The organism is Shimwellia pseudoproteus, assembly GCF_016415625.1.
Taxonomy (GTDB): domain Bacteria; phylum Pseudomonadota; class Gammaproteobacteria; order Enterobacterales; family Enterobacteriaceae; genus Shimwellia; species Shimwellia pseudoproteus.
Map to the genome: position 1 here is coordinate 1 of NZ_WBXP01000003.1, position 26,338 is coordinate 26,338.

At 56.9% G+C, this 26,338-nt stretch carries 22 protein-coding genes and 2 pseudogenes; 5 read left to right on the forward strand and 19 right to left on the reverse strand.

Annotated elements, in window-relative coordinates; all coding sequences use genetic code 11:
- A pseudogene (locus tag F9C28_RS20365) lies at positions 1–194 on the forward strand (hypothetical protein); the annotation flags it as partial.
- Here the strand turns inward: F9C28_RS20365 and F9C28_RS02235 are convergent.
- The 10 genes and pseudogenes from F9C28_RS02235 to cysD form a co-directional block, all read right to left on the reverse strand.
- Positions 101–577: pseudogene (locus F9C28_RS02235) on the reverse strand (protein-L-isoaspartate(D-aspartate) O-methyltransferase); the annotation flags it as partial. The pseudogenes F9C28_RS20365 and F9C28_RS02235 overlap by 94 nt on opposite strands.
- Positions 571–1,332, reverse strand: coding sequence for a 5'/3'-nucleotidase SurE (surE, locus tag F9C28_RS02240; protein WP_199013482.1), 762 nt, complete (start codon positions 1,330–1,332; stop codon positions 571–573). The gene surE and the pseudogene F9C28_RS02235, both read right to left, overlap by 7 nt.
- A complete protein-coding gene (truD, locus tag F9C28_RS02245) occupies positions 1,313–2,362 on the reverse strand; it encodes a tRNA pseudouridine(13) synthase TruD (RefSeq protein WP_199013484.1) in 1,050 nt (349 codons plus the stop codon). The genes surE and truD overlap by 20 nt, the downstream gene beginning before the upstream one ends.
- The gene (gene ispF / locus F9C28_RS02250; protein ID WP_199013485.1) at positions 2,359–2,838 is read right to left on the reverse strand and encodes a 2-C-methyl-D-erythritol 2,4-cyclodiphosphate synthase; all 480 of its coding nucleotides are present in this window, start codon (positions 2,836–2,838) and stop codon (positions 2,359–2,361) included. The genes truD and ispF overlap by 4 nt, the downstream gene beginning before the upstream one ends.
- Before the next feature lie 13 nt (positions 2,839–2,851).
- The gene (ispD, locus tag F9C28_RS02255; protein ID WP_199013487.1) at positions 2,852–3,547 is read right to left on the reverse strand and encodes a 2-C-methyl-D-erythritol 4-phosphate cytidylyltransferase; all 696 of its coding nucleotides are present in this window, start codon (positions 3,545–3,547) and stop codon (positions 2,852–2,854) included.
- A 20-nt stretch (positions 3,548–3,567) separates the two neighbouring features.
- A complete protein-coding gene (gene ftsB, locus F9C28_RS02260; RefSeq protein ID WP_199013490.1) occupies positions 3,568–3,882 on the reverse strand; it encodes a cell division protein FtsB in 315 nt (104 codons plus the stop codon).
- Positions 3,883–4,054: 172 nt separating this feature from the next.
- Entirely contained in the window at positions 4,055–4,378 is a 324-nt protein-coding gene (locus F9C28_RS02265) for a DUF3561 family protein (RefSeq protein WP_199013491.1), read from the reverse strand.
- A gap of 48 nt (positions 4,379–4,426) precedes the next feature.
- Positions 4,427–5,032, reverse strand: a complete 606-nt coding sequence (gene cysC, locus F9C28_RS02270; protein WP_199013492.1) for an adenylyl-sulfate kinase — start codon at positions 5,030–5,032, stop codon at positions 4,427–4,429.
- Positions 5,032–6,465, reverse strand: a complete 1,434-nt coding sequence (gene cysN / locus F9C28_RS02275) for a sulfate adenylyltransferase subunit CysN (RefSeq protein WP_199013493.1) — start codon at positions 6,463–6,465, stop codon at positions 5,032–5,034. Before cysN ends, cysC begins: the two co-directional genes overlap by 1 nt.
- A gap of 11 nt (positions 6,466–6,476) precedes the next feature.
- On the reverse strand, positions 6,477–7,385 hold the full coding sequence (cysD, locus tag F9C28_RS02280; protein ID WP_199013494.1) for a sulfate adenylyltransferase subunit CysD: 909 nt from the start codon (positions 7,383–7,385) through the stop codon (positions 6,477–6,479).
- 290 nt (positions 7,386–7,675) lie between these two features.
- Here cysD and F9C28_RS02285 point away from each other — a divergent pair, with 290 nt between their 5' ends.
- The gene (locus tag F9C28_RS02285) at positions 7,676–8,719 is read left to right on the forward strand and encodes an aminopeptidase (RefSeq protein ID WP_199013495.1); all 1,044 of its coding nucleotides are present in this window, start codon (positions 7,676–7,678) and stop codon (positions 8,717–8,719) included.
- Positions 8,720–8,785: 66 nt separating this feature from the next.
- Here the strand turns inward: F9C28_RS02285 and cysH are convergent, their stop codons facing one another.
- The 3 genes from cysH to cysJ form a co-directional block, all read right to left on the reverse strand.
- On the reverse strand, positions 8,786–9,520 hold the full coding sequence (gene cysH, locus F9C28_RS02290; protein ID WP_199013500.1) for a phosphoadenosine phosphosulfate reductase: 735 nt from the start codon (positions 9,518–9,520) through the stop codon (positions 8,786–8,788).
- 65 nt (positions 9,521–9,585) lie between these two features.
- Complete coding sequence (cysI, locus tag F9C28_RS02295; RefSeq protein ID WP_199013508.1) at positions 9,586–11,298, reverse strand: assimilatory sulfite reductase (NADPH) hemoprotein subunit; 1,713 nt, start codon at positions 11,296–11,298, stop codon at positions 9,586–9,588.
- Complete coding sequence (gene cysJ, locus F9C28_RS02300) at positions 11,298–13,106, reverse strand: NADPH-dependent assimilatory sulfite reductase flavoprotein subunit (protein WP_199013510.1); 1,809 nt, start codon at positions 13,104–13,106, stop codon at positions 11,298–11,300. Before cysJ ends, cysI begins: the two co-directional genes overlap by 1 nt.
- Before the next feature lie 407 nt (positions 13,107–13,513).
- On the opposite strand from cysJ, the gene queD reads away from it, so the two are divergent.
- Entirely contained in the window at positions 13,514–13,876 is a 363-nt protein-coding gene (gene queD, locus F9C28_RS02305) for a 6-carboxytetrahydropterin synthase QueD (protein WP_199013512.1), read from the forward strand.
- An 86-nt stretch (positions 13,877–13,962) separates the two neighbouring features.
- Positions 13,963–14,733 carry an alpha/beta fold hydrolase gene (locus F9C28_RS02310; RefSeq protein ID WP_199013514.1) on the forward strand — a complete coding sequence of 257 codons (771 nt, stop codon included), beginning with the start codon at positions 13,963–13,965 and terminating at the stop codon, positions 14,731–14,733.
- 20 nt (positions 14,734–14,753) lie between these two features.
- On the opposite strand, the gene queE is transcribed toward F9C28_RS02310, so the two are convergent.
- From queE to rlmD, 6 genes are all read right to left on the reverse strand, one after another.
- Positions 14,754–15,425, reverse strand: a complete 672-nt coding sequence (gene queE / locus F9C28_RS02315) for a 7-carboxy-7-deazaguanine synthase QueE (RefSeq protein ID WP_199013515.1) — start codon at positions 15,423–15,425, stop codon at positions 14,754–14,756.
- Positions 15,426–15,617: 192 nt separating this feature from the next.
- Entirely contained in the window at positions 15,618–16,922 is a 1,305-nt protein-coding gene (eno, locus tag F9C28_RS02320; RefSeq protein WP_199013517.1) for a phosphopyruvate hydratase, read from the reverse strand.
- An 81-nt stretch (positions 16,923–17,003) separates the two neighbouring features.
- Positions 17,004–18,641 (reverse strand): glutamine hydrolyzing CTP synthase, encoded by a 1,638-nt coding sequence (gene pyrG / locus F9C28_RS02325; protein WP_199013519.1) that lies wholly within the window; start codon positions 18,639–18,641, stop codon positions 17,004–17,006.
- Positions 18,642–19,005: 364 nt separating this feature from the next.
- Positions 19,006–19,797 carry a nucleoside triphosphate pyrophosphohydrolase gene (mazG, locus tag F9C28_RS02330; protein WP_199013520.1) on the reverse strand — a complete coding sequence of 264 codons (792 nt, stop codon included), beginning with the start codon at positions 19,795–19,797 and terminating at the stop codon, positions 19,006–19,008.
- A gap of 68 nt (positions 19,798–19,865) precedes the next feature.
- A complete protein-coding gene (gene relA / locus F9C28_RS02335; RefSeq protein WP_199013522.1) occupies positions 19,866–22,103 on the reverse strand; it encodes a GTP diphosphokinase in 2,238 nt (745 codons plus the stop codon).
- Positions 22,104–22,160: 57 nt separating this feature from the next.
- On the reverse strand, positions 22,161–23,459 hold the full coding sequence (gene rlmD / locus F9C28_RS02340) for a 23S rRNA (uracil(1939)-C(5))-methyltransferase RlmD (protein ID WP_199013523.1): 1,299 nt from the start codon (positions 23,457–23,459) through the stop codon (positions 22,161–22,163).
- A gap of 54 nt (positions 23,460–23,513) precedes the next feature.
- Between rlmD and barA the strand changes: the two genes are divergently transcribed.
- On the forward strand, positions 23,514–26,306 hold the full coding sequence (barA, locus tag F9C28_RS02345; protein ID WP_199013525.1) for a two-component sensor histidine kinase BarA: 2,793 nt from the start codon (positions 23,514–23,516) through the stop codon (positions 26,304–26,306).
- The last annotated feature ends 32 nt before the right edge of the window (positions 26,307–26,338 follow it).

The following is a 26,338-nucleotide window of genomic DNA, read 5'->3' on the forward strand; positions in this document are numbered from 1 at the left end:
TGATTCGATGTGTTTGCGGGAAAAAAATCGGCCCAGATCCGCGAAATTTTAATCAGCGAGTCAGCTTGGGAAGAAATGACCTGCTTATTCGCACCTTCCATAGCAACGCCCCGGGGATCTCCTCCGGTGCGGCTGTCACTATGATAGCGTCAAATGGCGCCCGCGCCTTCCAGCCTTGCCAGCCATCACCGTGACGAGTTGAAACATTATGTAAATCCAGTTGTTTCAACCGACGGCGAGCGTGCCACTGCAGGCTTTTAATCCGCTCGACCGAGCAAACATGGTGCACCAAATGGGCGAGGATGGCGGTCTGGTACCCGGAACCGGTGCCAATCTCCAGCACCCGGGACTCCGGTGTCAGCCCGAGCAGCTCAGTCATCCGGGCCACCATATACGGCTGGGAGATAGTCTGGCCAGAGCCGATGGGCAGGGCGGTATTCTCCCAGGCTTTGTGTTCAAACGCTTCATCGACAAACTTTTCGCGCGGCACCTGGGCAATGGCCGCCAGCACCCGCTCATCGCGAATCCCCTGCGCACAGAGTTGGTTAATCAGCGTCTGTACACGGTTGGTTACCATTGGTCATTCACTCCTGACCGTTCAAGCCATTGGGTCAATACACTCTGGGCGCCGTAAGCGGTTAAATCCACCTGCAGCGGCGTAATCGACACATAGCCGTCATCGATAGCCGCAAAGTCAGTATCCGGGCCCGCGTCACACTTATCACCGGGCGGTCCTATCCACCACACGGTATTACCGCGCGGGTCCTGCTGAGGAATGGCCTGCTCCGCCGGATGGCGGGTGCCGCAACGGGTGATTTTAATTCCGCGGATCTCCCCAAGGGGTAAATCCGGGACGTTGATATTCAGGATCTTACCGGTGCGCAGGGGCTCACGCCCCAGACCGCGCAGAATATGGCAGGTAATGGCCGCCGCCGTATCGTAATAGCGATGGCCATTGAGTGATACCGCCAGGGCAGGAAAGCCGAGATGGCGCCCTTCCATGGCGGCGGCAACGGTCCCGGAGTAGATAACGTCATCCCCGAGGTTGGCCCCGGCATTAATACCGGATACCACAATATCTGGCCGGGGGCGCATCAGCGCATTCACCCCGAGATAAACACAATCGGTCGGGGTGCCCATTTGTACCGCGATATCCCCGTTGGGGAAGGCGAAAGTGCGCAGAGAAGATTCCAGTGTCAGTGAATTAGAAGCGCCACTCCGGTTACGATCCGGCGCGACAATTTGCACCTCGGCAAATTCCCGTAAGGCTTCCGCCAGCACCTGGATACCAGGCGCATGGACACCATCATCATTACTCAGCAATATCCGCATAATCACCCTGAATCGTTATTAGTTCCCTTACCACACTGGTGGCAAAGCTTCCGGCAGGGAGCCAGAAGCGTAGCTGGACGGTGACATCATCCCACCATTCCCACGTCAGATCCCGCGGGAACAACAGCATGGCGCGCCGGGCGGCTTCTACGCGCTCACGCACCAGCAGGTCCAGCAGTGCGGGCTCCTCGCCCATTATCTGCTGTTCAAACTGTAATGCATCCCGTTGTACACCAGGTTCACCGCTCCCGGCCAGTGCGGCGGTGATTAACAGTTCTCTGCTGTCCACCCGCCCCTGAAGGATTGGCCGTTCATCGGCGGTTGCCACAAACCAGCTCCCGCGACCCGCTAATTGTAGCGCATCCCCGTCAAGGACCTGATTGAAATCCGCTTTTTTCAGGCGCGCGCTGACGATGTGATTAAACAACGCACTGCGGGCCGCAGACAAGGCAAAACTGCGTTTATTACGATCGCGCAGCGGACGATTGTCTGCCGCCCAGCGCCGGGCCGCGCTCAGGTTGCTGCCCCCCAGCCCAAAACGCTGGAGGCCAAAGTAATTTGGCACCCCGTCGCGCAGGATAGCATTTAACCGCTGTGTCACCGCGTCGCGGTCAGACACTTCACGCAATACCAGGGTAAAGTCATTGCCGCGCAGCGCCCCGGTGCGCAATTTCCGGCGATGGCGGGCATATTCCAGCACCTCGCAGCCTTCAAGGGTGAAGCCGCTTAAATCAGGGTTTTCTTTGCCCGGCAGGCGGACACACAGCCACTGCTCCGTCACCGCGTGTTTGTCTTTCTGCCCGGCAAAGCTCACTTCCCGGGCATGAACCTTCAGAAATTTTGCCAGCGCATCCGCCACAAAGCGGGTGTTGCACCCTTCTTTACGGATGCGCACCAGCAGATGCTCGCCCTCACCGTCCGGGCCGAAGCCTAAATCTTCGATCACCACAAAATCTTCCGGGCTGGATTTAATCAGCCCCGTGGCCTGTGGCTTACCGTGCAGCCAGGTTGTGTTATGTACATCAATCATGCGTTTGCCTTGAGGATCAGCGCCACCGCTTCCACTGCAATCCCTTCCCCCCGGCCGGTAAACCCGAGCTTTTCAGTGGTGGTGGCTTTCACATTGACATCATCCATATGGCAGCCTAAATCTTCGGCGATAAATACCCGCATCTGCGGAATATGGGGGGCCATTTTCGGCGCCTGGGCAATAATCGTGACGTCCACATTCCCCAGCCGGTAGCCTTTGGCCTGAATACGGCGCCAGGCCTCGCGCAGCAGTTCGCGGCTGTCCGCGCCTTTAAATGCCGGATCGGTATCCGGGAAAAGTTTACCAATGTCCCCCAGGGCCGCGGCCCCCAGCAGCGCATCGGTTAAGGCATGGAGAACCACGTCGCCATCGGAGTGGGCCAGCAGCCCCTGAGTATAAGGAATGCGCACGCCACCCAGTACAATGGGGCCTTCGCCACCAAAGGCGTGTACGTCAAAACCGTGTCCAATCCGCATCTGCTGTTTCCTTTTATCGGCGTAGAGAGAGATAAAATGCCGCCAGATCCAAATCTTCTGGTCGGGTCACTTTAATATTATCGGCCCGGCCGCTCACCAGTTGCGGATGATACCCGCAATATTCCAGGGCGGAAGCCTCGTCGGTAATGGTGGCCCCTTCAGCCAGCGCGCGCTGTAAGCACGCCTGCAAGAGCGCCAGCGGAAATAACTGCGGTGTCAGCGCATGCCACAGCGATTCGCGATCCACCGTATGGGCGATGCAGTCGTTACCCGGCTCACCGCGTTTCATGGTATCGCGTACCGGTGCCGCCAGGATACCCCCGGTGCGGCTGGTGCGGGTCAGATCCAGCAGACGCGTTAAGTCGTCGGGGTGTAAACACGGACGGGCAGCGTCATGCACCAGCGCCCACTCAGCATCACCTGCGGCCAGCAGGCCCGCCATCACGGACTCTGCCCGCTGGCTACCGCCAGTCACTATCTGGACGCGGGGATCCGCGGCAAGGGGCAGTTGCCCAAACCAGTTATCGTCGGCGCTGATAGCAATGATAATACGACGGATAGCCGGGTGCGCAGTCAGGCACCCGATAGTGTGTTCGAGGATGGTTTTATCCCCGATAGTCAGATACTGCTTAGGACATTCCGTTTGCATCCGGCTGCCAATACCGGCAGCCGGCACCACGGCAACCACATCCGGGAGGGAAGAAGCCATGTTTTAAACCTGAAGATTATTTAGCGATTATTTTGCGCTGAATTATTGGCGGCGCGCCGTGAAGCATCCGGTACCAGGCGGTAGAATGTCTCCCCCGGTTTGGTCATGCTCAGTTCATTGCGGGCACGCTCTTCAATCGCTTCCTGGCCACCATTCAGATCGTCAATTTCCGCAAACAGCTGGTCATTGCGCGCTTTAAGTTTGGTGTTGGTTGCCTGCTGAGTCGCCACGTCCTGGTTTACGCGGGTATAATCGTGGACGCCATTTTTGCCGAACCACAATGAATACTGTAGCCAGACCAGCAACGCTAACAGCAACAGTGTCAGTTTGCCCATCTCGCCCCCTGCAACAAGATACTTCCCACTAACCACATCTCTGAGAAACCCCGGAACACGCTTATTCGAAAAAGTGCCGCAGAATGTAACACAGAATACGCCATCATGCGCACCTCATCCTGTCCGCTCATGCTTGTAAATAGTCTCTTACGGATTGTAATAGCTCTGCCCGTTATCCCAACAGCCACAAAAACAGGAGTCCGAACATGACGGCGACGGTCAACAGTGTCGCGATACAGCTATACAGCATACGTTGTGCCAGCAGAGAATGCATAGCGACACCGACCACGACCGCCACCGGCATCAGGGCGAGAAAAAAGGGCCAGGTGTAGAGGAAAAAAAACAGTGTATTGGAACCATAGACAGAGAACGGCAGCGCCAGGGCCAGCAGCCATGCGATAAAACCGACGATACCGCCGGGTAATGACCAGGTGGTATCGCCGTCTGCCGGGGGCTCGGTGGCCCGCGATAAATAAAGGTTACTGCTGTTGCGCATAACTATCCCGTGACGTGGCATCCCCGGAGGGAGATCCCCGGTACTGTCTCAGGATTTGATGATATCTTCATGGCGCAGCAGGTCTAACAATTGGGCGACTAAATTTGTTACTAATTGTTCGCCATCCAGATGAATTTCCGGGTTAACCGGTGCTTCATATACCCCATCAATACCGGTGAAATTGCGCAGTTCACCGGCCCGGGCTTTCTTATACAGCCCTTTCGGGTCCCGGTTTTCACAGATGCTGAGCGGTGTATCCACAAATACTTCAATAAACCGCCCCGCCGCCAGCCGCTCGCGGACCATCTGGCGCTCCGCCCGGTGAGGAGAGATAAACGCACTCAGCACCACCAGCCCGGCATCCACCATCAGGCGGGCCACTTCCCCCACCCGCCGGATATTCTCACGCCGGTCATCATCGCTAAACCCGAGGTCGCTACACAGCCCGTGGCGTACGTTGTCACCGTCCAGCAAGTAGGTGCTGACCCCAAGCCGGTGCAGGGCGCATTCCAGCGCCCCGGCCACGGTGGATTTGCCGGAGCCAGACAGCCCGGTAAACCACACCACCGCCCCCCGGTGACCGTGTAATTGCTCACGCTGTTCACCGGTAACCACATGCTGATGCCAGACGATATTGTCGTCGTGGGCCGCCATTAGCGCCCCTCCAGGTCACGCAAATCTTTTGCGTCCCAGTGGGGGAAGTGGCGGCGGATCAGGGCATTCAGCTCCCGTTCAAAGCTGCTGAACTCACCCGCCTGCTCGGTTTCCCCGGCGAGGGTTTCCGCCACCATGCCCGCGCCAACGGTGACATTGGTCAGACGGTCAATAAAGATAAGCCCTCCGGTCACCGGGTTATCCTGGTAGGGATCGATAACCAGCGGCTCGTCAAAGGTCAGCTCCACCAGGCCAATGCCGTTAAGCGGCAGGGTGTCCGTCTGGCGCTGGGCCAGGGTGTTGATATCCACCTGATAGCGAATAGCATCCACCCGGGCCCGGGTCTTTTTACCGGCAATTTTGATATCGTAGCTCTGCCCCGGAACCAGGGCCTGCTCCGCCATCCACACCAGGTTCACCGCCGCGCGCTGTGCCGCCGGGAGCACCGTCTCTGCCGCTACCAGCAGATCGCCACGGCTGATGTCAATTTCATCTGCCAGCACCAGGGTAACGGCTTCCCCTGCCCCGGCCTGCGCGAGATCGCCATCGAAGGTAACAATCCGCGCCAGGGTGGACTCCACCCCGGACGGCAGTACTTTGAGGCGCTGGCCCACGTTCAGCTGGCCTGAGGCAATGGTCCCGGCATAGCCCCGGAAATCCAGGTTCGGGCGGTTCACATACTGCACCGGGAAGCGCATCGGCTGCTGTTCAATGGCGTGGTTAATATCGACAGTTTCCAGCAGCTCCAGCAGTGTCGGGCCGCTGTACCAGGGCATATTGGTGCTCGGGTTGGCGACGTTATCCCCGTCCAGGGCCGACAGCGGCACAAAGCGGATATCCAGATTGCCGGTCAGTTGCCCGGCGAACGTCAGGTACTCTTGTTTGATAGCCTCAAAACGATCCTGGCTGAAGTCCACCAGATCCATTTTGTTGATAGCGACCACCAGATGCGTTATCCCCAACAGGGTGGAAATAAAACTGTGGCGCCGGGTTTGATCCAGCACCCCTTTACGGGCATCGATCAACAGGATCGCCAGATCACAAGTCGAGGCACCGGTGGCCATATTACGGGTGTACTGCTCGTGCCCCGGGGTGTCGGCGATAATAAATTTGCGTTTCTCGGTAGAGAAATAGCGGTACGCCACATCAATGGTTATCCCCTGCTCACGCTCCGCCTGTAAGCCATCAACCAGCAGGGCCAGATCCAGCTTGTCGCCCTGGGTGCCGTGGCGCTTGCTGTCGGTGTGCAGTGAGGAGAGCTGATCTTCATAGATCTGGCGTGTATCGTGCAGCAGGCGGCCAATCAGGGTGCTTTTGCCGTCATCGACGCTGCCGCAGGTCAGGAAGCGCAGCAGGCTTTTATGCTGCTGGGCGTGTAAATAGGCTTCTACGCCGCCCTGCTGGGCAATCTGTTGTGCAATTACATTATTCATCTGGCGGCTCCTTAGAAATAACCCTGGCGTTTCTTCAGCTCCATTGAGCCTGCCTGATCCCGGTCGATCATGCGCCCCTGGCGCTCACTGGTGGTGGACACCAGCATCTCTTCAATAATTTCCGGCAGCGTCCGGGCGTCAGACTCTACGGCCCCGGTGAGCGGCCAGCACCCCAGGGTGCGAAAGCGCACCATGCGCCGTTTGATCACTTCACCCGGTTGCAGATCGATACGATCGTCATCAATCATCATCAACATGCCATCGCGCTCCAGTACTGGGCGCTCTGCGGCCAGATACAGCGGCACAATCTCGATATTTTCCAGATAGATATATTGCCAGATATCCAGCTCGGTCCAGTTAGACAGCGGGAAGACGCGGATGCTTTCCCCTTTGTTCACCTGCCCGTTGTAGTTATGCCACAGTTCCGGGCGCTGGTTTTTCGGGTCCCAGCGATGAAAACGATCGCGGAAGGAGTAGATCCGCTCTTTGGCGCGGGATTTTTCTTCGTCACGGCGGGCGCCACCGAACGCCGCATCGAAGCCGTATTTATTCAGCGCCTGTTTCAGCCCTTCGGTCTTCATGATGTCGGTATGCTTCGCGCTGCCGTGGACAAACGGGTTGATCCCCATCGCCACCCCTTCCGGGTTGCGGTGCACCAGCAGCTCGCAGCCGTAGTTTTTCGCCGTACGGTCACGGAACTGGTACATCTCCTGAAATTTCCAGCCGGTATCAACGTGCAGCAGCGGGAAAGGCAACGTGCCCGGGAAAAACGCCTTACGCGCCAGATGGAGCATCACCGAGGAGTCTTTACCAATGGAATAAAGCATCACCGGGTTAGAAAATTCTGCGGCCACTTCGCGAATAATATGGATGCTTTCAGCCTCCAGTTGCCGCAGATGCGTGAGTCGTTTTTGGTCCATAACCGTTCCTTTGCGCCTTTATCGCCCGGATGTTGGGCGGGTACTGACAGGCAAGTTGTTAAAGCGAATGGTCCGACTATAAAGGGAGGTCTTATTCGATATGAAATTACCAATTGGAATGACTAGTTCCACAAAGGAATAACAATGTGGCAAAGCAACGATCTTATTGTGCTTAACACGCTATTTTCCTTGCATTTAGGAATGAAGGAATTGCACGCCAGGTGGTACAGTCAGATACTGCGACCGATAAAATTTACCCCGATTGAGTACCCAACTAAAGGATGCTTATTATGCTGCCCGCATTACGTCGCCTGGTATATCGCCTGGTGATTGGTGCCGCCTGCCTTTCCCCCTTACTTGCTCAGGCATCCGCTCCCGGTACGCTGGCGAGCGAACAAACCCGCTATATCGCGACCCAGTTTCCTGGCCGTATGGCCGGTAGCCCGGCAGAAATGCTCTCCGCCGAGTACCTGCGCCAGAAGTTTGCTGCCTGGGGTTACCAAAGCGATGTGCGGACCTTTAAAGGCCGTTATATTTACACTGCCCGCAGCGGTACCACCAGCTGGCATAACTATACCGGCAGCATGGTACTGGCCGCCCATGAAGGCAAAATGCCCCAGCAGATTATTGTGATGGCGCATCTGGATACCTACGCCCCGCAGAGTGATAAAGACACCAACGCCAATCTGGGCGGGCTGACGCTCCAGGGGGTGGACGATAATGCCGCCGGGGTGGGGGTAATGATGGAGCTGGCCGAGCGCCTGAAAGACATTAAGACCCAGTACAGCATCCGGTTTATCGCCACCAGCGCCGCCGATATCGGCCAGCGCGGGGCGGAAAATATTGTCGCGCGCATGAGCGAGGCCGAGCGCAAAAATACCCTGCTGGTGATTAACCTTAATCATCTGATTATTGGTCATAAGCTGTGGTTTAACAGCGGGCTATCCACACCGGCACCGATCCGCAAATTAACCCGGGATAAAGCGCTGTCCCTTGCTAAAACCCACGGTATTGCGGCGGGGACCAATCCAGGCCATAACCCGCAGTACCCGAAAGGCACCGGCTGCTGTAATGATGCCGCGGTATTTGATAACGCCGGTATCCCGGTACTGTCTGTGGAATCTCTGGACTGGGAACGCGGGCTGCAAGACAGCAATGGCACCGGCTATCCTGTCAGTGCGGTACTCCCTAAGGGCAGCAACGCCCACAGTACCAGCATCGACAACCAGCAATACCTCGATAGCCACCTGCCCGGGCGTATTGAAACACGCAGCCGGGATACCGTACGTATCCTGCTGCCGCTGCTCGAAAATCTGGCCAAAGCCCATCACTGACCACAAAAAAGCCCCACCGCAGGTTATCTGCCGGTGGGGCCAGTGATTCCGCGCCAGCGGCGGGGCTTACTGCTCGTGCAAACCACACTCGCGCTTGAGGCCGAAAAACCGCGTCTCTTCCTCGGCCATCCCCGGTTCCCACTTGCGGGTGGTATGGGTATCCCCCACTGACAGGTAGCCTTCATCCCATAGCGGGTGGTATTTCAGGCCGTGTTGCGTCAGGTACTGGTACACCGTGCGGTTATCCCAGTCGATAATCGGCAGCACTTTAAACACCCCGCGCTGGATAGCCAGCACCGGCAGGTCGGCCCGGCTGCCGGATTGCTCGCGGCGCAGGCCCGCAAACCAGGTGTGGGCGTTAAGTTCGCCCAGCGCGCGGTTCATGGGTTCAACCTTGTTGATCTGGTTGTACTGGGTAATGCCGTCAACCCCCTGCTCCCACAGCTTGCCGTAGCGCGCTTCCTGCCAGGCGGGGCTGTGCTCCGCCCGGTAGATCTTGAGATTGAGTTGCAGTTTATCAGCCAGCTCATCAATAAAACGGTAGGTTTCCGGGAACAGATAGCCGGTATCGGTGAGGATCACCGGAATATCCGGGCGCACCTGGCTCACCAGATGCAGCGACACCGCAGCCTGAATACCAAAGCTCGACGACAGTACAAATTCGCCGGGCAGGTTATCCAGCGCCCAGGCAACCCGCTGCTCTGCGCTCAGGGACTCCAGCCGGGCATTGGTTTGTGCCAGCGCCTGCTGCTGCTGCTCTTTAGACTGAGCATTCAGGGCATTAAGATCGAATAACGACATGGTTACCTCATTTGCGTTGCCCAGTGCCGCCAGGCGGCACTGGGCTGAATCGGTGAGCCGAAGGTTTATTCCCAGAAATCCCGGGCCGGATCGAGCACCGGGCGCACAATACCGCTGCGCACGGTAAAATCACCGAAGCCTTCGTCGTCCTGGCGTTCAACGGCCCAGCGGCCCACCAGTTCATCGATAACAGTCAGGATTTCGGCCTCGGTAATATTCTCCCGGTACATCCGCGGAATGCGGGTACCAATACGGTTACCGCCAACGTGCAGGTTATAGCGGCCGGGGGCTTTACCCACCAGCCCCAGCTCTGCCAGCAGGGCGCGGCCGCAGCCGTTCGGGCAGCCGGTTACCCGCAGGACAATATGTTCATGGCCGACACCGTGGTTCTCCATGATTGCCTCAACCTTATCCACAAACTGCGGCAGGAAGCGTTCTGCCTCCGCCATGGCCAGTGGGCAGGTGGGGAAGGCCACGCAGGCCATGGAGTTTTCCCGCTGGGGTGTCGCGGCGGCCATCAGACCGTGCTCCCGGGCCAGAGATTCAATCTGCGCTTTCTGGCTTTCCGGTACCCCGGCGACAATCAGGTTCTGGTTCGCGGTCAGCCGGAAATCACCCTGATGTATTTTGGCAATTTCCAGCAGGCCGGTTTTCAGCGGGCGCCCCGGATAGTCCAGGATACGGCCATTCTCAATAAACAGCGTCAGATGCCATTTATCATCAATCCCTTTTACCCAGCCAATACGGTCGCCGCGCCCGGTAAATTCGTAGGGGCGGATCGGGGCAAAGGTGATCCCCGCCCGGCGTTCCACTTCCGCCTTAAACACCTCCACCCCCACCCGCTCAAGGGTGTATTTGGTTTTGGCATTTTTACGATCAGTACGGTTACCCCAGTCCCGTTGGGTGGTGACCACCGCTTCGGCCACCGCCAGGGTGTGCTCCAGCGGAATATAGCCAAACTCGCTGGCGGTGCGGGCGTAGGTTTTTTTGTTGCCGTGGTCGATAGACAACCCACCGCCCACCAGCAGGTTAAAGCCCACCAGCTTGCCGTTTTCGGCAATGGCGATAAAGTTCATGTCGTTAGCGTGCAGATCCACATCGTTCTGCGGCGGTACCACCACCGTGGTCTTAAACTTACGCGGCAGATAGGTCGGCCCGAGGATCGGCTCTTCGTCCGTGGTGGCGACTTTTTTCTGATCCAGCCAGATCTCCGCATAGGCCCGGGTACGGGGCAGCAGATGCTCAGAAAGTTTCTTCGCCCATTCATAGGCTTCCGCATGGAGCCGTGACTCTACCGGGTTTGACGTACAGAGCACGTTACGGTTGACATCATTGGCGGTCGCCAGTGAATCCAGCCCAACCTCGTGCAGCCCCTGATGGGCAGATTTAAGATCTTTTTTGAGAATGCCGTGGTACTGAAAGGTCTGGCGGTTAGTCAGACGGATACTGCCATACAGGGTATGTTCACCGGCGAATTTATCAATCTGCTGCCACTGTTTAGTGGTCATCACGCCCCCCGGCAGGCGGCAGCGCAGCATCATGGCGTGGCGCGGCTCCAGCTTTTGCTCTGCCCGCTCGGCGCGGATGTCGCGGTCATCCTGCTGGTACATGCCGTGGAAACGGATCAGCAGGAAGTTATCCCCGCGAAAGCCGCCGGTCAGCCCGTCGTTTAAATCTTCGGCGATGGTGCCGCGCAGGAAATTGCTTTCCGCTTTCAGGCGCTCGGCGTCAGCCAGCTTACCTTCCACCACCAGAGGTCCTGGGTGTTTTTCGCTCATTAGTAGACATCTCGCTGATATCGGCGCTCAACGCGCAGCTCACTTAAAAATTCATCCGCCGCCTCAGCGTCCATCGCGCCCTGGTCGGCAATCACATCCAGTAAAGCCTGCTCAACGTCTTTCGCCATGCGACTGGCGTCTCCGCAGACATAAATATGGGCGCCGTCATTGATCCAGCGCCACAGCTCAGCCCCCTGCTCGCGCAGTTTGTCCTGTACATAGATTTTTTGTTGTTGATCCCGGGACCAGGCCAAATCGATACGGCTTAATGCGCCCTCTTTAACATAGCGCTGCCATTCCACCTGGTAGAGAAAATCCTCGGCAAAGTGCGGGTTGCCGAAGAACAGCCAGTTTTTCCCTTCTGCCCCTTCGGCGGCCCGCTGCTGCATAAACGCGCGGAACGGCGCAATCCCGGTTCCTGGGCCAATCATTATCACCGGGGTTTGCGGGTTGGACGGTAAACGGAAATTGTCATTGTGCTCAATAAACACCCGCACTTCGCCGTCTTCTTCCAGGCGATCCGCCAGATATCCCGAGGCCCCGCCAGTACGGGCACGCCCTTCGATGTCATAGCGCACCACCCCGACGGTAATATGGACTTCGCTCTCCACTTCCGCCTGGGAAGAGGCGATGGAGTACAGCCGCGGGGTCAGCGGGCGCAGCAGGCCAACCAGCGCCTGGGCATCCAGCTGTGCCGGGGCAAAACGCACCATGTCCACCAGCGGTGTCGCGGCGGCATACTGCTGTAGCTTCGCTTTGTCTCCCACCAGCTCCAGCAGCGCGGCATTTCGCGTCAGCGTGGCGTAGTTTTCCACGATATTGGGGGTGTTCACCGTCAGCTCAACATGCCATTGCAGCGCTTCACTTAGCGGCAGGCTTTGGCCGTTCAGGTCGACCGGCTCATCCCCTTTTAGCCAGGCCAGCTCAACCAGCTCCTGCACCAGGGCCGGGTCATTCTGGTACCACACGCCAAGCGCATCCCCGGGCTGGTAGTGCAGGCCGGACTCTCCGAGATCAATTTCCAGATGGCGCACGTCTTTTTGTGAATTACGCCCGGTGATTTTCTGGTTCACCGCCAGGGTCGCCGTCAGCGGTGACGCTTTGGTGTAAACCACCCCGGTACCGGCGCTGGCGGCGCTACCTGCTGCCGGTGCCGCAACCGGGGCGCGGCTGCCGGCCCGGGCTTTAAGCACTTCGGTAACCCGGGCGCGCCATTGCTCTGCGGCGGCCTGGAAATCCACATCCGCATCCACGCGATCCAGCAGGCGCTCGCCGCCCAGCTCCGCCAGCTTACTGTCGAAGTCTTTCCCGGACTGGCAGAAAAACGCATAGGAGGTATCGCCAAGGCCCAGCACCGCAAAAGCCGTGCCGTTGAGTTTAGGAGCCTTTTTGGAGAACAGATATTTGTGCAGCGCGACAGCTTCTTCCGGCGGCTCACCTTCCCCCTGGGTGGAGGTCACAACCAGCAGAAACGCCTCCTGGGCGATTTGTTTGAATTTATAATCCGCCGCGTTGACCAGGTTCACCACCAGCCCGGCCTGCTGTAAATCATCGCGCAGGGACTCGGACACCCGCCGGGCATTGCCGGTCTGGGAGGCGGAAATCACGGTAATGACCGGGGCCTCGACACTGGCGCTACTGGCAATGACCGGCGCAACGGCGCCAGCCTGCGGGCTGGCGATACCCCAGAAATAACCGGAGACCCAGGCCAGCTGTAAAGGTGAGAGATCGGCGGTTGCGCCTTGCAGCCGCGCCAGCTGTTCCGCACTCAGCGGTTGCAGCGATAATGGGGGAGCCTGTGTTGTCATGCGTTGTTGTGTTCCAGTAGCGAATCAATGCAATAAAAAAATAAAACTGAAAGTAAGGTTAACGGCGGGGATAATAACAATTAAAGAAGGGATAGAAATATTAAATAACCAAATGAACTAACCGCTTTTAACTATTGTTGTTATCTGAAAAACAGGTAAATCAACATAATGATTCTAAAAAGAAAATCCATATAACACTGGCTATTTCCCCGGGCCGGCGCTGCAATTTGCGGTAATTTACCCACGGGGTAATTTTCACCACGGCCACGGGCGGCTGCCGCCGGTAAATAGCGCCACACCCTAAACCCCGGAGCATATTGTTCACTGGCAGCACAGATGCCGGGTGCAAAAAAGCGCCATATCCTGTACTATGCGTCGGTTTTTTTTGTATGACTGAGAACCGTAAAATGGCAACAACCCTGTTTAAAGATTTCACCTTTGAAGCCGCTCACCGCCTGCCACACGTGCCGGAAGGCCATAAATGCGGTCGCCTTCATGGCCACTCTTTTATGGTTCGTCTTGAGATAACCGGCGAGGTAGACGCGCATACCGGCTGGGTAGTGGATTTTGCCGAGCTGAAAGCGGCATTCAAACCCACCCTGGATATGCTCGATCACTACTATCTGAACGATATCCCCGGCCTGGAAAACCCCACCAGCGAAGTATTGGCGAAATGGATCTGGGATCGTCTGAAACCCACCATGCCGTTGCTGAGCGCGGTGATGGTGAAAGAGACCTGCACCGCCGGCTGCGTCTATAAAGGCGAATAATCGCAAGAGGGTGCCCACCACCCTCTTGCTGCATTACCGGTTTTCCGTATCCTGTTTAGCCACCGATACCTTCCCGGAACCCGACAATGCACGCGTTCACCTCCCCCACAGCACACTGCCAGATCCGCTGGATGGATCTCCCCGGCAACGGTATACCGCTGGTGATGATCCACGGCCTCGGCTGCGCCGCCTCTTATGAATACCCGCCACTCGCCAGACTGAGCCCGTTACAGGGCCGCCGTATGATCCTGGTGGATTTGCCGGGCTATGGCTACAGCGATAAACCGGACGATTTTCCCTATACCACCACGGCCCAGGCGCAGGTAGTGACCGAACTGCTCACCCATCTACACCCCGGGCGCGTTGTGCTGTATGGCCACAGTATGGGGGGCAGCATCAGTATTGAAGTTGCCACGACCCTGGGGGAGCGGCTCGCCGGGCTGGTGGTGTCTGAGCCTAACTTCTACCCCGGCGGCGGTTTTTTCAGTAAACGGATTGCCGCCTTCAGCGAGCAGCAATATATCACCACCGTCCACCGGCGTATGATCCGCGACGAGCATAGCCCCTGGGCCGGTTGTATGGCGGCAGCGTCTCCGCGGGCGGTGTGGCGCAGTGCGCAGGGGCTGGTGAACAGCCAGGTTGACTGGCTGGCGCACTATTGCCGGCTCCCGGTGCCGACGCGATTGCTGTTTGGTGAGCATTCATTGCCGGACGCCGGTTTTGACACCTTACAGCGGCGCGGTAACGCGGTGCAGGTATTGCCCGGCTGTGGGCATTCAATGTCCTGGGAGGCCCCCGCCGCGCTGGCGCAGGCGCTGGGTGAGTTTTGCCAGCAGGTGGAGCGCCCCGTCACATAGTGCGCTCCCGGGAGTATGGCTCAGGCGATATTGAGGTATTTGTGTGTCTGCATAGACAGCCGCCAGTTACGGGCGATGCAGGTCTCAATGCACAGCCGGGTGGCGTCGTCTTTCTGGCTGATGGGCTGCAGGGCAATAATACGCTTTTTATCATCCGTCAGAATATCCAGCAGCTCATCCAGCGCTTCAATATCCCGCACCCGGCCCACCGGATGTTTTATCTCGTCGGCACGGTGCAGGGCCTGGGTCAGCACATCGTAGCCGCCGCGCATATTGACCTTCGGCGATACGGTTACCCAGGTCCCCGGCGTGCAGCGCACTTCGTGGGTACCGCTGGTTTCAATCTGGCAGCTAAAACCGTGCTGCTCCAGCAGCGCCGTGAGCGGGGTCAGATCGTGGATGCAGGGCTCACCGCCGGTGATCACCACGTGGCGGGCCGTCCAGCCCTGGCGGCCAATGATCGCCAGCAGATCTTCTTCGCTGGCATTGCCCCATTTGTCGCTTTCCCGGGTCTTTGCCAGGATACTGAACAGCGACACTTCCCGATCTTCAAGCTTGTCCCAGGTGTGCTTAGTGTCACACCACGCGCAGCCCACCGGGCATCCCTGTAAGCGAATAAAAATGGCCGGCACGCCGGTAAAATACCCCTCGCCTTGCAGGGTCTGGAACATCTCGTTTATCGGGTACTGCATAGTCTGCTCACGTAAGTTAAAAATGAATTATCGCAGATCTTGCCCACAAGATCATGCTCCGGGCTGAATCGCGCCACCGGGCTGTGAATAGGATCGGTCTGCGGTGACAAAATAAGCGCCGCTGAGCGGACAGCAATAAAAAAACCCGCCGCAGCGGGTTTTTTAGCAATCAGTTAAAACAGCCGTAAAAAATTACTGGCCTTTAACTTCTTTCAGACCGTTGAACGGTGCCGGGGTGCCCTGTGCAGCCAGCGCTTCTTCGATACGAATCAGCTGGTTGTATTTAGCAACACGGTCAGAACGGCTCATAGAACCGGTTTTGATCTGGCCCGCTGCAGTACCTACCGCCAGGTCAGCGATGGTCGCATCTTCGGTTTCGCCAGAACGGTGAGAGATGATAGCAGTGTAGCCAGCGTCTTTCGCCATTTTGATCGCAGCCAGCGTTTCGGTCAGAGAACCGATCTGGTTGAATTTGATCAGGATGGAGTTAACGATGCCTTTTTCGATACCTTCTTTCAGGATCTTGGTGTTGGTTACGAACAGGTCGTCACCAACCAGCTGGATTTTGTCGCCCAGAACTTTGGTCTGGTATGCGAAGCCCGCCCAGTCAGATTCGTCCAGACCGTCTTCGATAGACACGATCGGATACTGGTTGGTCAGGTTTTCCAGGAAGTGAGTGAATTCTTCAGCGGTAAAGGCTTTGTTGCCTTCGCCGGCCAGAACGTATTTACCGTCTTTGTAGAATTCAGATGCTGCACAGTCCATTGCCAGGGTAACGTCTTTACCCAGCTCGTAGCCTGCGGCTTTAACGGCTTCAGCAATAACGGCCAGCGCTTCAGCGTTGGAACCCAGGTTCGGCGCGTAGCCGCCTTCGTCACCAACAGCCGTGTTCATGCCTTTAGCTTTCAGCACTTTCGCCAGGTTGTGGAACACTTCAGAACCGATACGTACCGCTTCTTTCAGGGTTTTCGCGCCAACCGGCTGAATCATGAATTCCTGGATATCAACGTTGTTGTCAGCGTGTTCGCCACCATTGATGATGTTCATCATCGGCAGAGGCATAGAGTATTTGCCCGGGGTGCCGTTCAGTTCAGCGATATGAGCGTAAAGCGGCAGGCCTTTAGAGGCAGCGGCAGCTTTAGCAGCAGCCAGAGACACCGCCAGGATGGCGTTAGCGCCAAACTTGGATTTGTTCTCGGTACCGTCCAGGTCGATCATGATTTTATCGATGTTAGCCTGGTCTTTAGCGTCTTTGCCGATTACAGCGTCAGCGATCGGGCCGTTAACCGCAGCAACCGCTTTCAGTACGCCTTTGCCCATGAAACGGGATTTGTCGCCATCGCGCAGTTCCAGCGCTTCGCGGGAACCAGTAGAAGCACCTGACGGGGCTGCTGCCATACCAACAAAACCACCTTCCAGATGTACTTCGGCTTCAACAGTCGGGTTACCACGAGAATCGATGATTTCACGACCGATGACTTTAACGATTTTGGACATTAGGTTTTCCTCAAATCACTAGTTAAACTAAAAACTTCCTGACAAACAACGCCCCATGAGGGCGTTGCAGTTCTGACTTTTTTACTTCGCCTGGCGCTTCTGGTACTCACTGGCGGCTTTCACAAAGCCAGCAAACAGCGGGTGCCCATCACGCGGCGTTGACGTAAATTCCGGGTGGAACTGGCAAGCAACAAACCACGGGTGGTTCGGCACTTCGATTATCTCGACCAGTTGATCATCACCGGAACGGCCAGCAATACGCAGGCCAGCAGCTTCAATCGGTTTTAGCAGCATGTTGTTAACTTCATAACGGTGGCGGTGACGTTCAGTAATCACCGGCGCGTTGTACAGCTTGCGAACCAGGCTGTCGTCAGACAGCTGACACTGCTGAGCACCCAGACGCATTGTGCCACCGAGATCGCTCTTCTCAGAACGCACCTCAACATTGCCTTCTTCGTCACGCCATTCGGTAATCAGGGCCACGACCGGGTACTTACAGTCTGGCACAAATTCCGTAGAGTTCGCGTTTTCCATCCCGACGACATTGCGGGCAAACTCAATCAGCGCAACCTGCATACCCAGGCAAATACCCAGATACGGAATATTGTTTTCACGGGCATAGCGCGCAGTGGCAATCTTGCCTTCCACGCCACGGTAACCGAAGCCGCCCGGGATCAGGATGGCATCCAGACCCTTGAGGATTTCAACGCCGCGGGTTTCAACATCCTGCGAATCAATCAGCTTGATGTTGACCGTAACGCGGTTTTTCAGGCCACCGTGTTTCAGCGCTTCGATAACGGACTTATAGGCATCCGGCAATTCGATATACTTGCCGACCATACCGATAGTCACTTCCCCTGCCGGGTTTGCTTCTTCGTAGATAACCTGTTCCCATTCGGACAGGTCTGCTTCCGGGCAGTCGATGCTGAATCGTTTACAAATATAATCGTCCAGGCCCTGTGATTTCAACAGTGCCGGAATTTTATAAATGGAATCGACATCTTTCATGGAGATAACGGCCTTCTCCGGCACGTTACAGAACAGCGCGATCTTGGCGCGTTCGTTAGCCGGAACCGCGCGATCTGAACGGCAAATCAGGATATCTGGCTGAATACCGATGGACAGTAATTCTTTAACCGAGTGCTGCGTTGGTTTGGTTTTCACTTCACCGGAAGCGGCCAGATACGGCACCAGGGTCAGGTGCATGAACATGGTGTGTTCACGGCCCACTTCTACGGCCAGCTGGCGAATCGCTTCAAGGAACGGCAGTGATTCGATATCACCGACGGTACCGCCGATTTCAACCAGCACCACGTCGTGGCCTTCGGCACCGGCGATAACGCGTTCTTTAATCGCGTTAGTGATGTGAGGAATAACCTGTACCGTTGCGCCCAGATAGTCACCGCGGCGTTCTTTACGCAGAACGTCGGAATAAATACGGCCGGTAGTAAAGTTGTTACGACGGGTCATCCGGGTGCGGATGAAGCGTTCGTAGTGACCCAAGTCCAGGTCAGTTTCAGCGCCGTCTTCAGTAACGAACACTTCCCCATGTTGAATAGGGCTCATGGTGCCTGGATCGACGTTAATATACGGATCCAGTTTCATCATAGTTACGTTGAGGCCACGGGCTTCGAGAATAGCTGCGAGGGAGGCTGCGGCAATGCCTTTACCCAGAGAGGAAACGACCCCGCCGGTCACAAAAATATAGTTCGTTGTCATGCTGAACCTGAGAAGTTAGGTTTAAAAGACGATGGAATAACCAGGACGGGAAAGTAGTATACCCGAACAGGGTCGGGGCCACAAACTTTCCTTCGCGCGCTGCCATCAATCAGGGGGTATAAAACCAGGATAAATCCTGCGCTGCGGATTAATAACCACAATAAGATCATCATGATGATTCTTACCGCTTAACCCGCTTAATGCGGTTTCCCCACCCGAAGTCCACCAGACATTCATCTTGTGACCGGTACATCCCCGGCCTCAGGATGGAGAAAATAGCGGTTCGGCAGGAAATGTTTTTGACGCAAATCAACCACTTGTTAATTAGAAATGTGCCACAAAACCCACTTATCCAAAAATTTGTTTAAATATCATATTCCTGGCGTTTCACCTGCTGCCAGGCATCTTCCATCTGTTCGAGGGTCGCCCCAGGCATGGTCAGCCCCTGGCTGATGATGATTTGCTCGACCTGGCGGAAACGGCGCTCAAACTTCAGGTTGGCTTTTTGCAACGCCGTTTCCGCTTTGGTGCCCAGGTGGCGCGCCAGATTGACCGTGGCAAACAGCAGATCCCCCACTTCTTCCTCCAGTTTTGCCGGGTCCACCACCGCTTGCTGCGCCTCATGCATCACTTCATCAATCTCTTCATGGACTTTATCCAGCACCGGCCCCAGCGCGTCCCAGTCGAACCCGACCGCCGCCACCCGCTTCTGGATTTTATGGGCGCGCATCAGTGCAGGGAGCGCCTGGGGAATATCGTCCACCGCCGAATACTGGGCTTTCTCCGCCCGCTCGCTGGTTTTGATTTTTTCCCAGCGGGAGGCTACCTGTTCGCTGTTTTTCGCCTCAATTTCGCCAAAAACATGCGGGTGACGGCGCTCCAGTTTGTCGCTGATGGCCGCGCAGATATCACTGAAATTGAACCGCCCTTCTTCCTCGGCCATCCGGGCATAAAACACCACCTGGAACAGCAAATCCCCCAGCTCGCCGCGCAGATCGTCAAAATCCTCCCGGGCAATGGCGTCCAGCACTTCGTAGGTTTCTTCCAGGGTATAGGGCGCAATGGAGCTAAAAGTCTGCGCGGTGTCCCACGGGCAGCCGGTTTGCGGATCGCGCAGGCGGCGCATAATGCCAAGCAGGCGGTCAATCTGGTTCATCACTCTCTCAATACATCTCAGGGAAGGGAAATACCGGGCCGCCGGGGAAAGCCCCGGCGGACACCGGCTTAGCCGTGCAGACGGCGGGCGTCAATAATATCGGGGACCTGGTTCAGCTTCGCCAGTACCCGGCCCAGCACCTGCAGGTTATAGATTTCGATATTCATATCAATGGTCGCCAGCTGCTGTTTGGTATCGCTGCGGCTGGTCACCCCCAGAACGTTAACTTTCTCATTCGCCAGAATGGTGGTGATGTCGCGCAGCAGGCCGCTGCGATCGTTGGCGGTAACCCGTACCACCAGGGAGTACCCGGCGGAATACGTCTCCCCCCATACCGCATCGACAATACGCTCCGGCGCCACGTTGCGCAGCTCAGCGAGCTGATCGCAGTCCGCCCGGTGAATCGAAATCCCCCGGCCCTGGGTGATGAAGCCAATAATTTCATCCCCCGGGATCGGCTGGCAGCAGCGGGCAATATGGTGCATCAGGTTACCCACCCCTTCGACCACCACCCGGCCATTATCTTTACTGCGGTTCTGGACCGGCGGGGTGTAGGCTTTTTGCTTAAGCTGCTGTAACGCCTGGGCATCCTGTTCGGCAGCGCTGGGTTTGTTAAAGCGCGCCTGCAGGAAGTTCACCATCTGGTTGATACGAATATCGCCCCCGCCGATGGCGGCCAGCAGCTCGTCAACCTCGTTAAAGTTGTAGCGGGGCAGCAGGGATTTTTCAGCATCTTTCAGGCTGATCCCCAAATGCGCCAGCTCGTCATCGAGGATCTGGCGGCCGGCAAGGATGTTCTTATCCCGATCCTGTTTACGGAACCAGGCGTGGATTTTAGAGCGCCCGCGGCTGGTGGTGACGTACCCCAGGTTCGGGTTCAGCCAGTCCCGGCTCGGGTTCGGTTGCTTCTGGGTAATAATCTCTATCTGATCGCCCATCTGCAGTTGGTAGGTGAAGGGCACAATGCGGCCGCCGATTTTGGCGCCAATGCAGCGGTGCCCCACATCGCTGTGGATGTGGTAAGCAAAGTCCAGCGGCGTGGGGCCCGCCGGTAAATCCACCACGTCACCTTTCGGGGTAAAGACATACACCCGATCGTCAAACACCTGGCTGCGCACTTCGTCGAGCATTTCGCCGGAGTCCGCCATCTCTTCCTGCCAGGCAATCAGTTTACGCAGCCAGGCAATCCGGTCTTCGTAGCCGGTACGCGGCCCGGCAACGGTGCCCTCTTTGTATTTCCAGTGGGCGGCGACCCCCAGCTCGGCATCTTCGTGCATCTGTTTGGTGCGGATCTGGATCTCAACGGTTTTGCCCCCCGGCCCCAGCACCACCGTATGGATGGACTGGTAGCCGTTGGGTTTCGGGTTGGCGACGTAATCGTCGAACTCATCCGGCAGATGGCGGAAATGGGTATGGACAATCCCCAGCGCTGCGTAGCAGTCCTGCAAGCGCTCGGCGACAATACGCACCGCGCGCACGTCGAACAGCTCATCGAACGCCAGATGCTTTTTCTGCATCTTACGCCAGATGCTATAGATGTGTTTTGGCCGCCCGTAAACCTCGGCCTTGACGCCCTCTTCCTTAATGGACTGGCGCAATACCCCCACGAAATCGTTGATATAGTGTTCGCGGTCAATACGCCGCTCGTGGAGCAGTTTGGCAATGCGCTTATATTCAGTGGGGTGCAGGTAACGGAAGCAGTAATCTTCCAGTTCCCATTTTAACTGGCCGATCCCCAGCCGGTTGGCCAGCGGCGCATAGATATTGGTACATTCTTTGGCGGCCAGCACCCGTTCGTCTTCGCTGGCGTCTTTCACTTCCCGTAAATGGGCAATCCGTTCCGCCAGCTTGATAACCACGCAGCGGAAGTCATCCACCATCGCCAGCAGCATGCGCCGGACATTATCAACCTGCTCAGAAGAGACCGCATCCGCCCGGTGGGTTGCTTTAAGCTGGCGGATGGCCGCCATGTCGCGTACCCCGTGGATCAGCTGAACCACGGATTTGCCGACACTCTCTTGCAGCACCTCTTCACTCACTACCTGGGCGTCCACCAGCGGGAACAGCAGCGCCGCCCGCAGGGTGTCGAGGTCCATACTCAGGGTGGAGAGGATTTCGACCATTTCCACGCCGCGCCACAGTAGCAGCCCCGCATCACTGTGCCCGGCTACCTGCTTCTGACAATAGCGCCAGGTCTCGGCCAGAATGTCGCACGACTGCTGGTTGGCAATATGTAAACTCGTGACCCATTTCTCCAGGTCAAACTCACCAGCCGTATTAAGATGTGCACTTCTTACCGCAACCATTGTCCTCTCCCTCCCCGGACCTGACGCCAGCCACCCAGGCCAGCATAGCCAAAAAATTTAACGCCGCTCAAACAGTGCCATTGATTCCAGATGCCCGGTGTGCGGGAACATATCCAGCATCGCCAGTTGTGTTATGTGGAAGCCCGCCGCCAGCAATGGTTCACTGTCCCTTGCCAGCGTACTCGGATTACACGAGACATAAACCACCTTCTCAGGGGCCAGCCTGATGATATGCTGCATCACCCCAGCGGCACCCGCCCGGGCCGGGTCCAGCAATATCTTACTGAACCCCTGCGCCGCCCAGGGCTGTCTGGTCACATCTTCTTCCAGATTAGCACAAAAGAATGTTACATTTTTCAATGCATTAGACGCAGCATTGTGTTTGCCTTTCGCGACCAGCGCCGCCACACCTTCCACCCCAACCACGCTGGCAGCGCGGCGGGCCAGCGGCAGGGTAAAGTTGCCCATCCCGCAAAACAGATCCAGCACCCGATCCTCCGGCTGGATATCCAGCCAGCTTATGGCCTGCGCCACCATCTGCTGGTTAACGTCACGGTTTACCTGGATAAAGTCCCGCGGGCTAAACGATAAGCGTAGACCGTCTGAGGCATACCATGGCGACTCACCGCACACCTGTTCCAGTATCTCACTGTCCGGCGCCAGAAACAGTGCCAGCCGGTGGGAATGCGAAAACTGTTCCAGTTTTTGGCTATCTTCTGCCGGTAGCGGGGCCAAATGGCGTAAAACCATCAGCGGGCCGTTGTCCGCCAGCACCAGCTCTACGTGCCCGAGCTTACGGGCAGATTGCAGCCCCGCCAGACAGTGATAAAGCGGCACCAGTAATGCCTCAAGATCGGGCACCAAAACCGGGCACTGGCGGATATCCACCAGATCGTTGCTGCCGGACTGGCGAAAACCCATTTGTAACGCCGGGCCACGGGGGGCCCAGTTCAGCCCCAGCCGCGCCCGACGCCGGTATCCCCACGCCGGGCCGCTGATTATCTTGCCCACCTCGTGTTTCATCAGCCGGGACAGCGCCTGCGCTTTGCTGCTCTGCTGTAGCGCCACCGAAGCGTGCTGCTGCTGGCATCCTCCACAGACCCCATAGTGGGGGCAACGGGGGCTCACCCGGGCCGGGCTGTCGTTTAGGCGGCGTTTAACCTTAGCATGGGAAAAATGGCGTTTTTCATCGTGCAGCGTCGCCTCTACCTGTTCGCCAGGCAGCGCGCCGGGAATAAAAACCGTCTTACCGTTGTGTCTGGCAACGCCCTGGCCAAAAGGATCCAGCCCGTCGACCGTCACAGTTATGATCTGACGCGTCGTCACACGTCGTTTTGCAGAGTAGAATTGCGCCATTACAGATAATGTTCTCAACTTTCGATTCACTGATTGTCCCATACCTGGAACCTCATGACCAACTACAGCCTTCGGGCACGCATGATGATTTTGATTTTGGCACCGACGGTATTGATCGGCCTGCTGTTGAGTTTATTCTTCGTTATCCATCGCTATAACGATTTACAGCGTCAATTAGAAGATGCCGGTGCCAATATTATTGAGCCGCTGGCCGTCTCCAGTGAATATGGGATGAACTTCCATAATCGTGAATCCATTCGCCAATTAGTCAGTGTATTACACCGCCGCCATTCCGATATTGTGCGGGCTATTTCAGTCTATGACGAAAATAACCGGCTGTTTGTCACCTCTAATTCCCAGCAAGATCCCAGACGCCTGCAATTACCGCCGGGGGAGCCGATTCCGCCGGATCTGGAGGTGCACCGCAATGGCGATATGCTGATCATGCGCACCCCGATTATTTCGGAGTATTATTCGCCGGATGAGTCCGAAGTGGCAGACGCCAAAGCCGAAGGCAACACCCTCGGATATGTGGCCCTTGAGCTGGATTTGCAATCGGTACATCTGCAACAGTACCGGGAAATATTTACCGCCGGCCTGCTGTTGCTGCTGTGTGTCGGTATTTCAATGATTTTCTCCTGGCGGCTGATGCGCGATGTCACCAGCCCTATCCGCAATATGGTGAACACGGTAGACCGCATCCGCCGGGGGCAGCTGGATAGCCGGGTAGAAGGCTTTATGCTCGGGGAGCTGGATATGCTGAAAAACGGCATTAACTCCATGGCCATGTCCCTGACCGCCTACCACGAAGAGATGCAGCACAATGTTGACCAGGCCACGTCGGATTTACGCGAAACCCTGGAGCAAATGGAGATCCAGAACGTTGAGCTGGATCTGGCCAAAAAGCGCGCCCAGGAAGCGGCGCGCATCAAGTCAGAATTTCTCGCCAACATGTCCCATGAGCTGCGCACCCCGCTCAACGGGGTGATTGGCTTTACCCGTCTGACCTTAAAAACCACCTTAACGTCCACCCAGCGGGACCATCTTCACACCATTGAGCGTTCCGCCAATAACCTGCTGACCATTATTAACGACGTGCTGGACTTCTCGAAACTGGAAGCCGGGAAATTAATGCTCGAAAGCATTCCTTTCCTGCTGCGTAATACCATGGACGAAGTGATATCGCTGCTGGCGCACTCCGCCCATGATAAAGGGCTCGAGCTGACCCTGAATATTAAAAATGATGTCCCGGACAATGTCATTGGCGACCCGCTGCGCCTCCAGCAAATTATTACCAATCTGGTGGGCAACGCGATTAAGTTTACCGAAAGCGGCAATATCGACGTGCTGGTTGAGAAGCGCTCAATAGGCAATAACAAAGTCCAGTTAGAGATGCGCATCAGCGATACCGGCATCGGCATTCCGGAGCGCGATCAATCCCGGTTGTTCCAGGCATTCCGCCAGGCGGATACCAGTATTTCGCGCCGCCACGGCGGCACCGGCCTGGGGCTGGTGATTACCCAGCGGCTGGTCAACGAGATGGGCGGTGACATCACCTTCCACAGCCAGCCAAACCGGGGATCCACCTTCTGGTTCCACATCAATCTTGATTTAAACGCCAATGTGGTGGTGGACGGCCACGCCATGGACGCCCTGATCGGCAAGCGTCTGGCCTATGTGGAAGCCAACGAGGCCGCCGCTCAGGCAACCATGGACATGCTCTCTGCCACGCCGCTGCAACTGATTTACAGCGCCACTTTCACTGCCCTGCCGGAAGAGCGCTATGACATTTTACTGATTGGTATTCCGGTCACCTTCCGGGCCCCGCTTAATATGCAAAACGAACGGCTGGCAAAAGCCGCCGGGATGAGCGATTGCCTGATCCTCGCCTTGCCCTGCCAGGGCCAGGTGGAAGCAGAGAATCTGATGAAGTGCGGCGCCAACGCCTGTATCAGCAAGCCCATCACTACCACCCGGCTGATGCCGTTGCTGCAGGAGCATTGCAGCACCCATCCCCCGGAGTCCGGGGCTACCGGCGCCACCAGTAATGCCAAGCTACCGATCACCGTCATGGCGGTGGACGATAACCCCGCCAACCTGAAGCTTATCGGCGCCCTGCTGGAAGATGTCGTCCAGCACGTGGTGCTGTGCAGTAGTGGCCGCCAGGCGGTGGATTGCGCCAGCCAGATGAAGCTGGATGTGATCCTGATGGATATTCAGATGCCGGACATGGACGGTATCCGTGCCTGCGAACTGATCCGCCAGCTCCCGCACCAGCAGCAAACCCCGGTGGTGGCGGTTACCGCCCACGCCATGGCGGGCCAGAAGGAGAAACTGATCCACGCGGGCATGAATGACTACCTGGCCAAGCCGATTGAAGAGGATAAGCTGCACAGCTTATTACGCCGCCACCAGCCGGAGATCAGCGTAACGGCGCCTTTACCACCCGGCGACACGCCGCCTGCCATGCTCCCGGCCATACCGGGGCTACCGGCGCCGGCAATCCGGGATGTGACCCTCGACTGGGCGCTGGCCCTACAACAGGCCGCCAATAAAACCGACCTGGCCCGGGATATGCTGCATATGCTGCTGGATTTTATCCCGGAGGTACGTAACACCGTGGAAGAACAACTGGTGGGGGAACAGCCACAAGGGCTGGTGGATATCATTCACAAACTGCACGGCAGCTGCAGTTATAGCGGTGTTCCGCGGCTCAAGAATCTGTGTAAACTGCTGGAACAGCAGCTGCGCCGCGGTACGGTGGCCGAGGATCTGGAGCCGGAGCTGCTGGAGTTACTGGATGAAATGGATAACGTCACCCGGGAGGCCCATAAAATTCTTGGCTAATCCCGGGGACACATTTACGCCACGCCTTCACA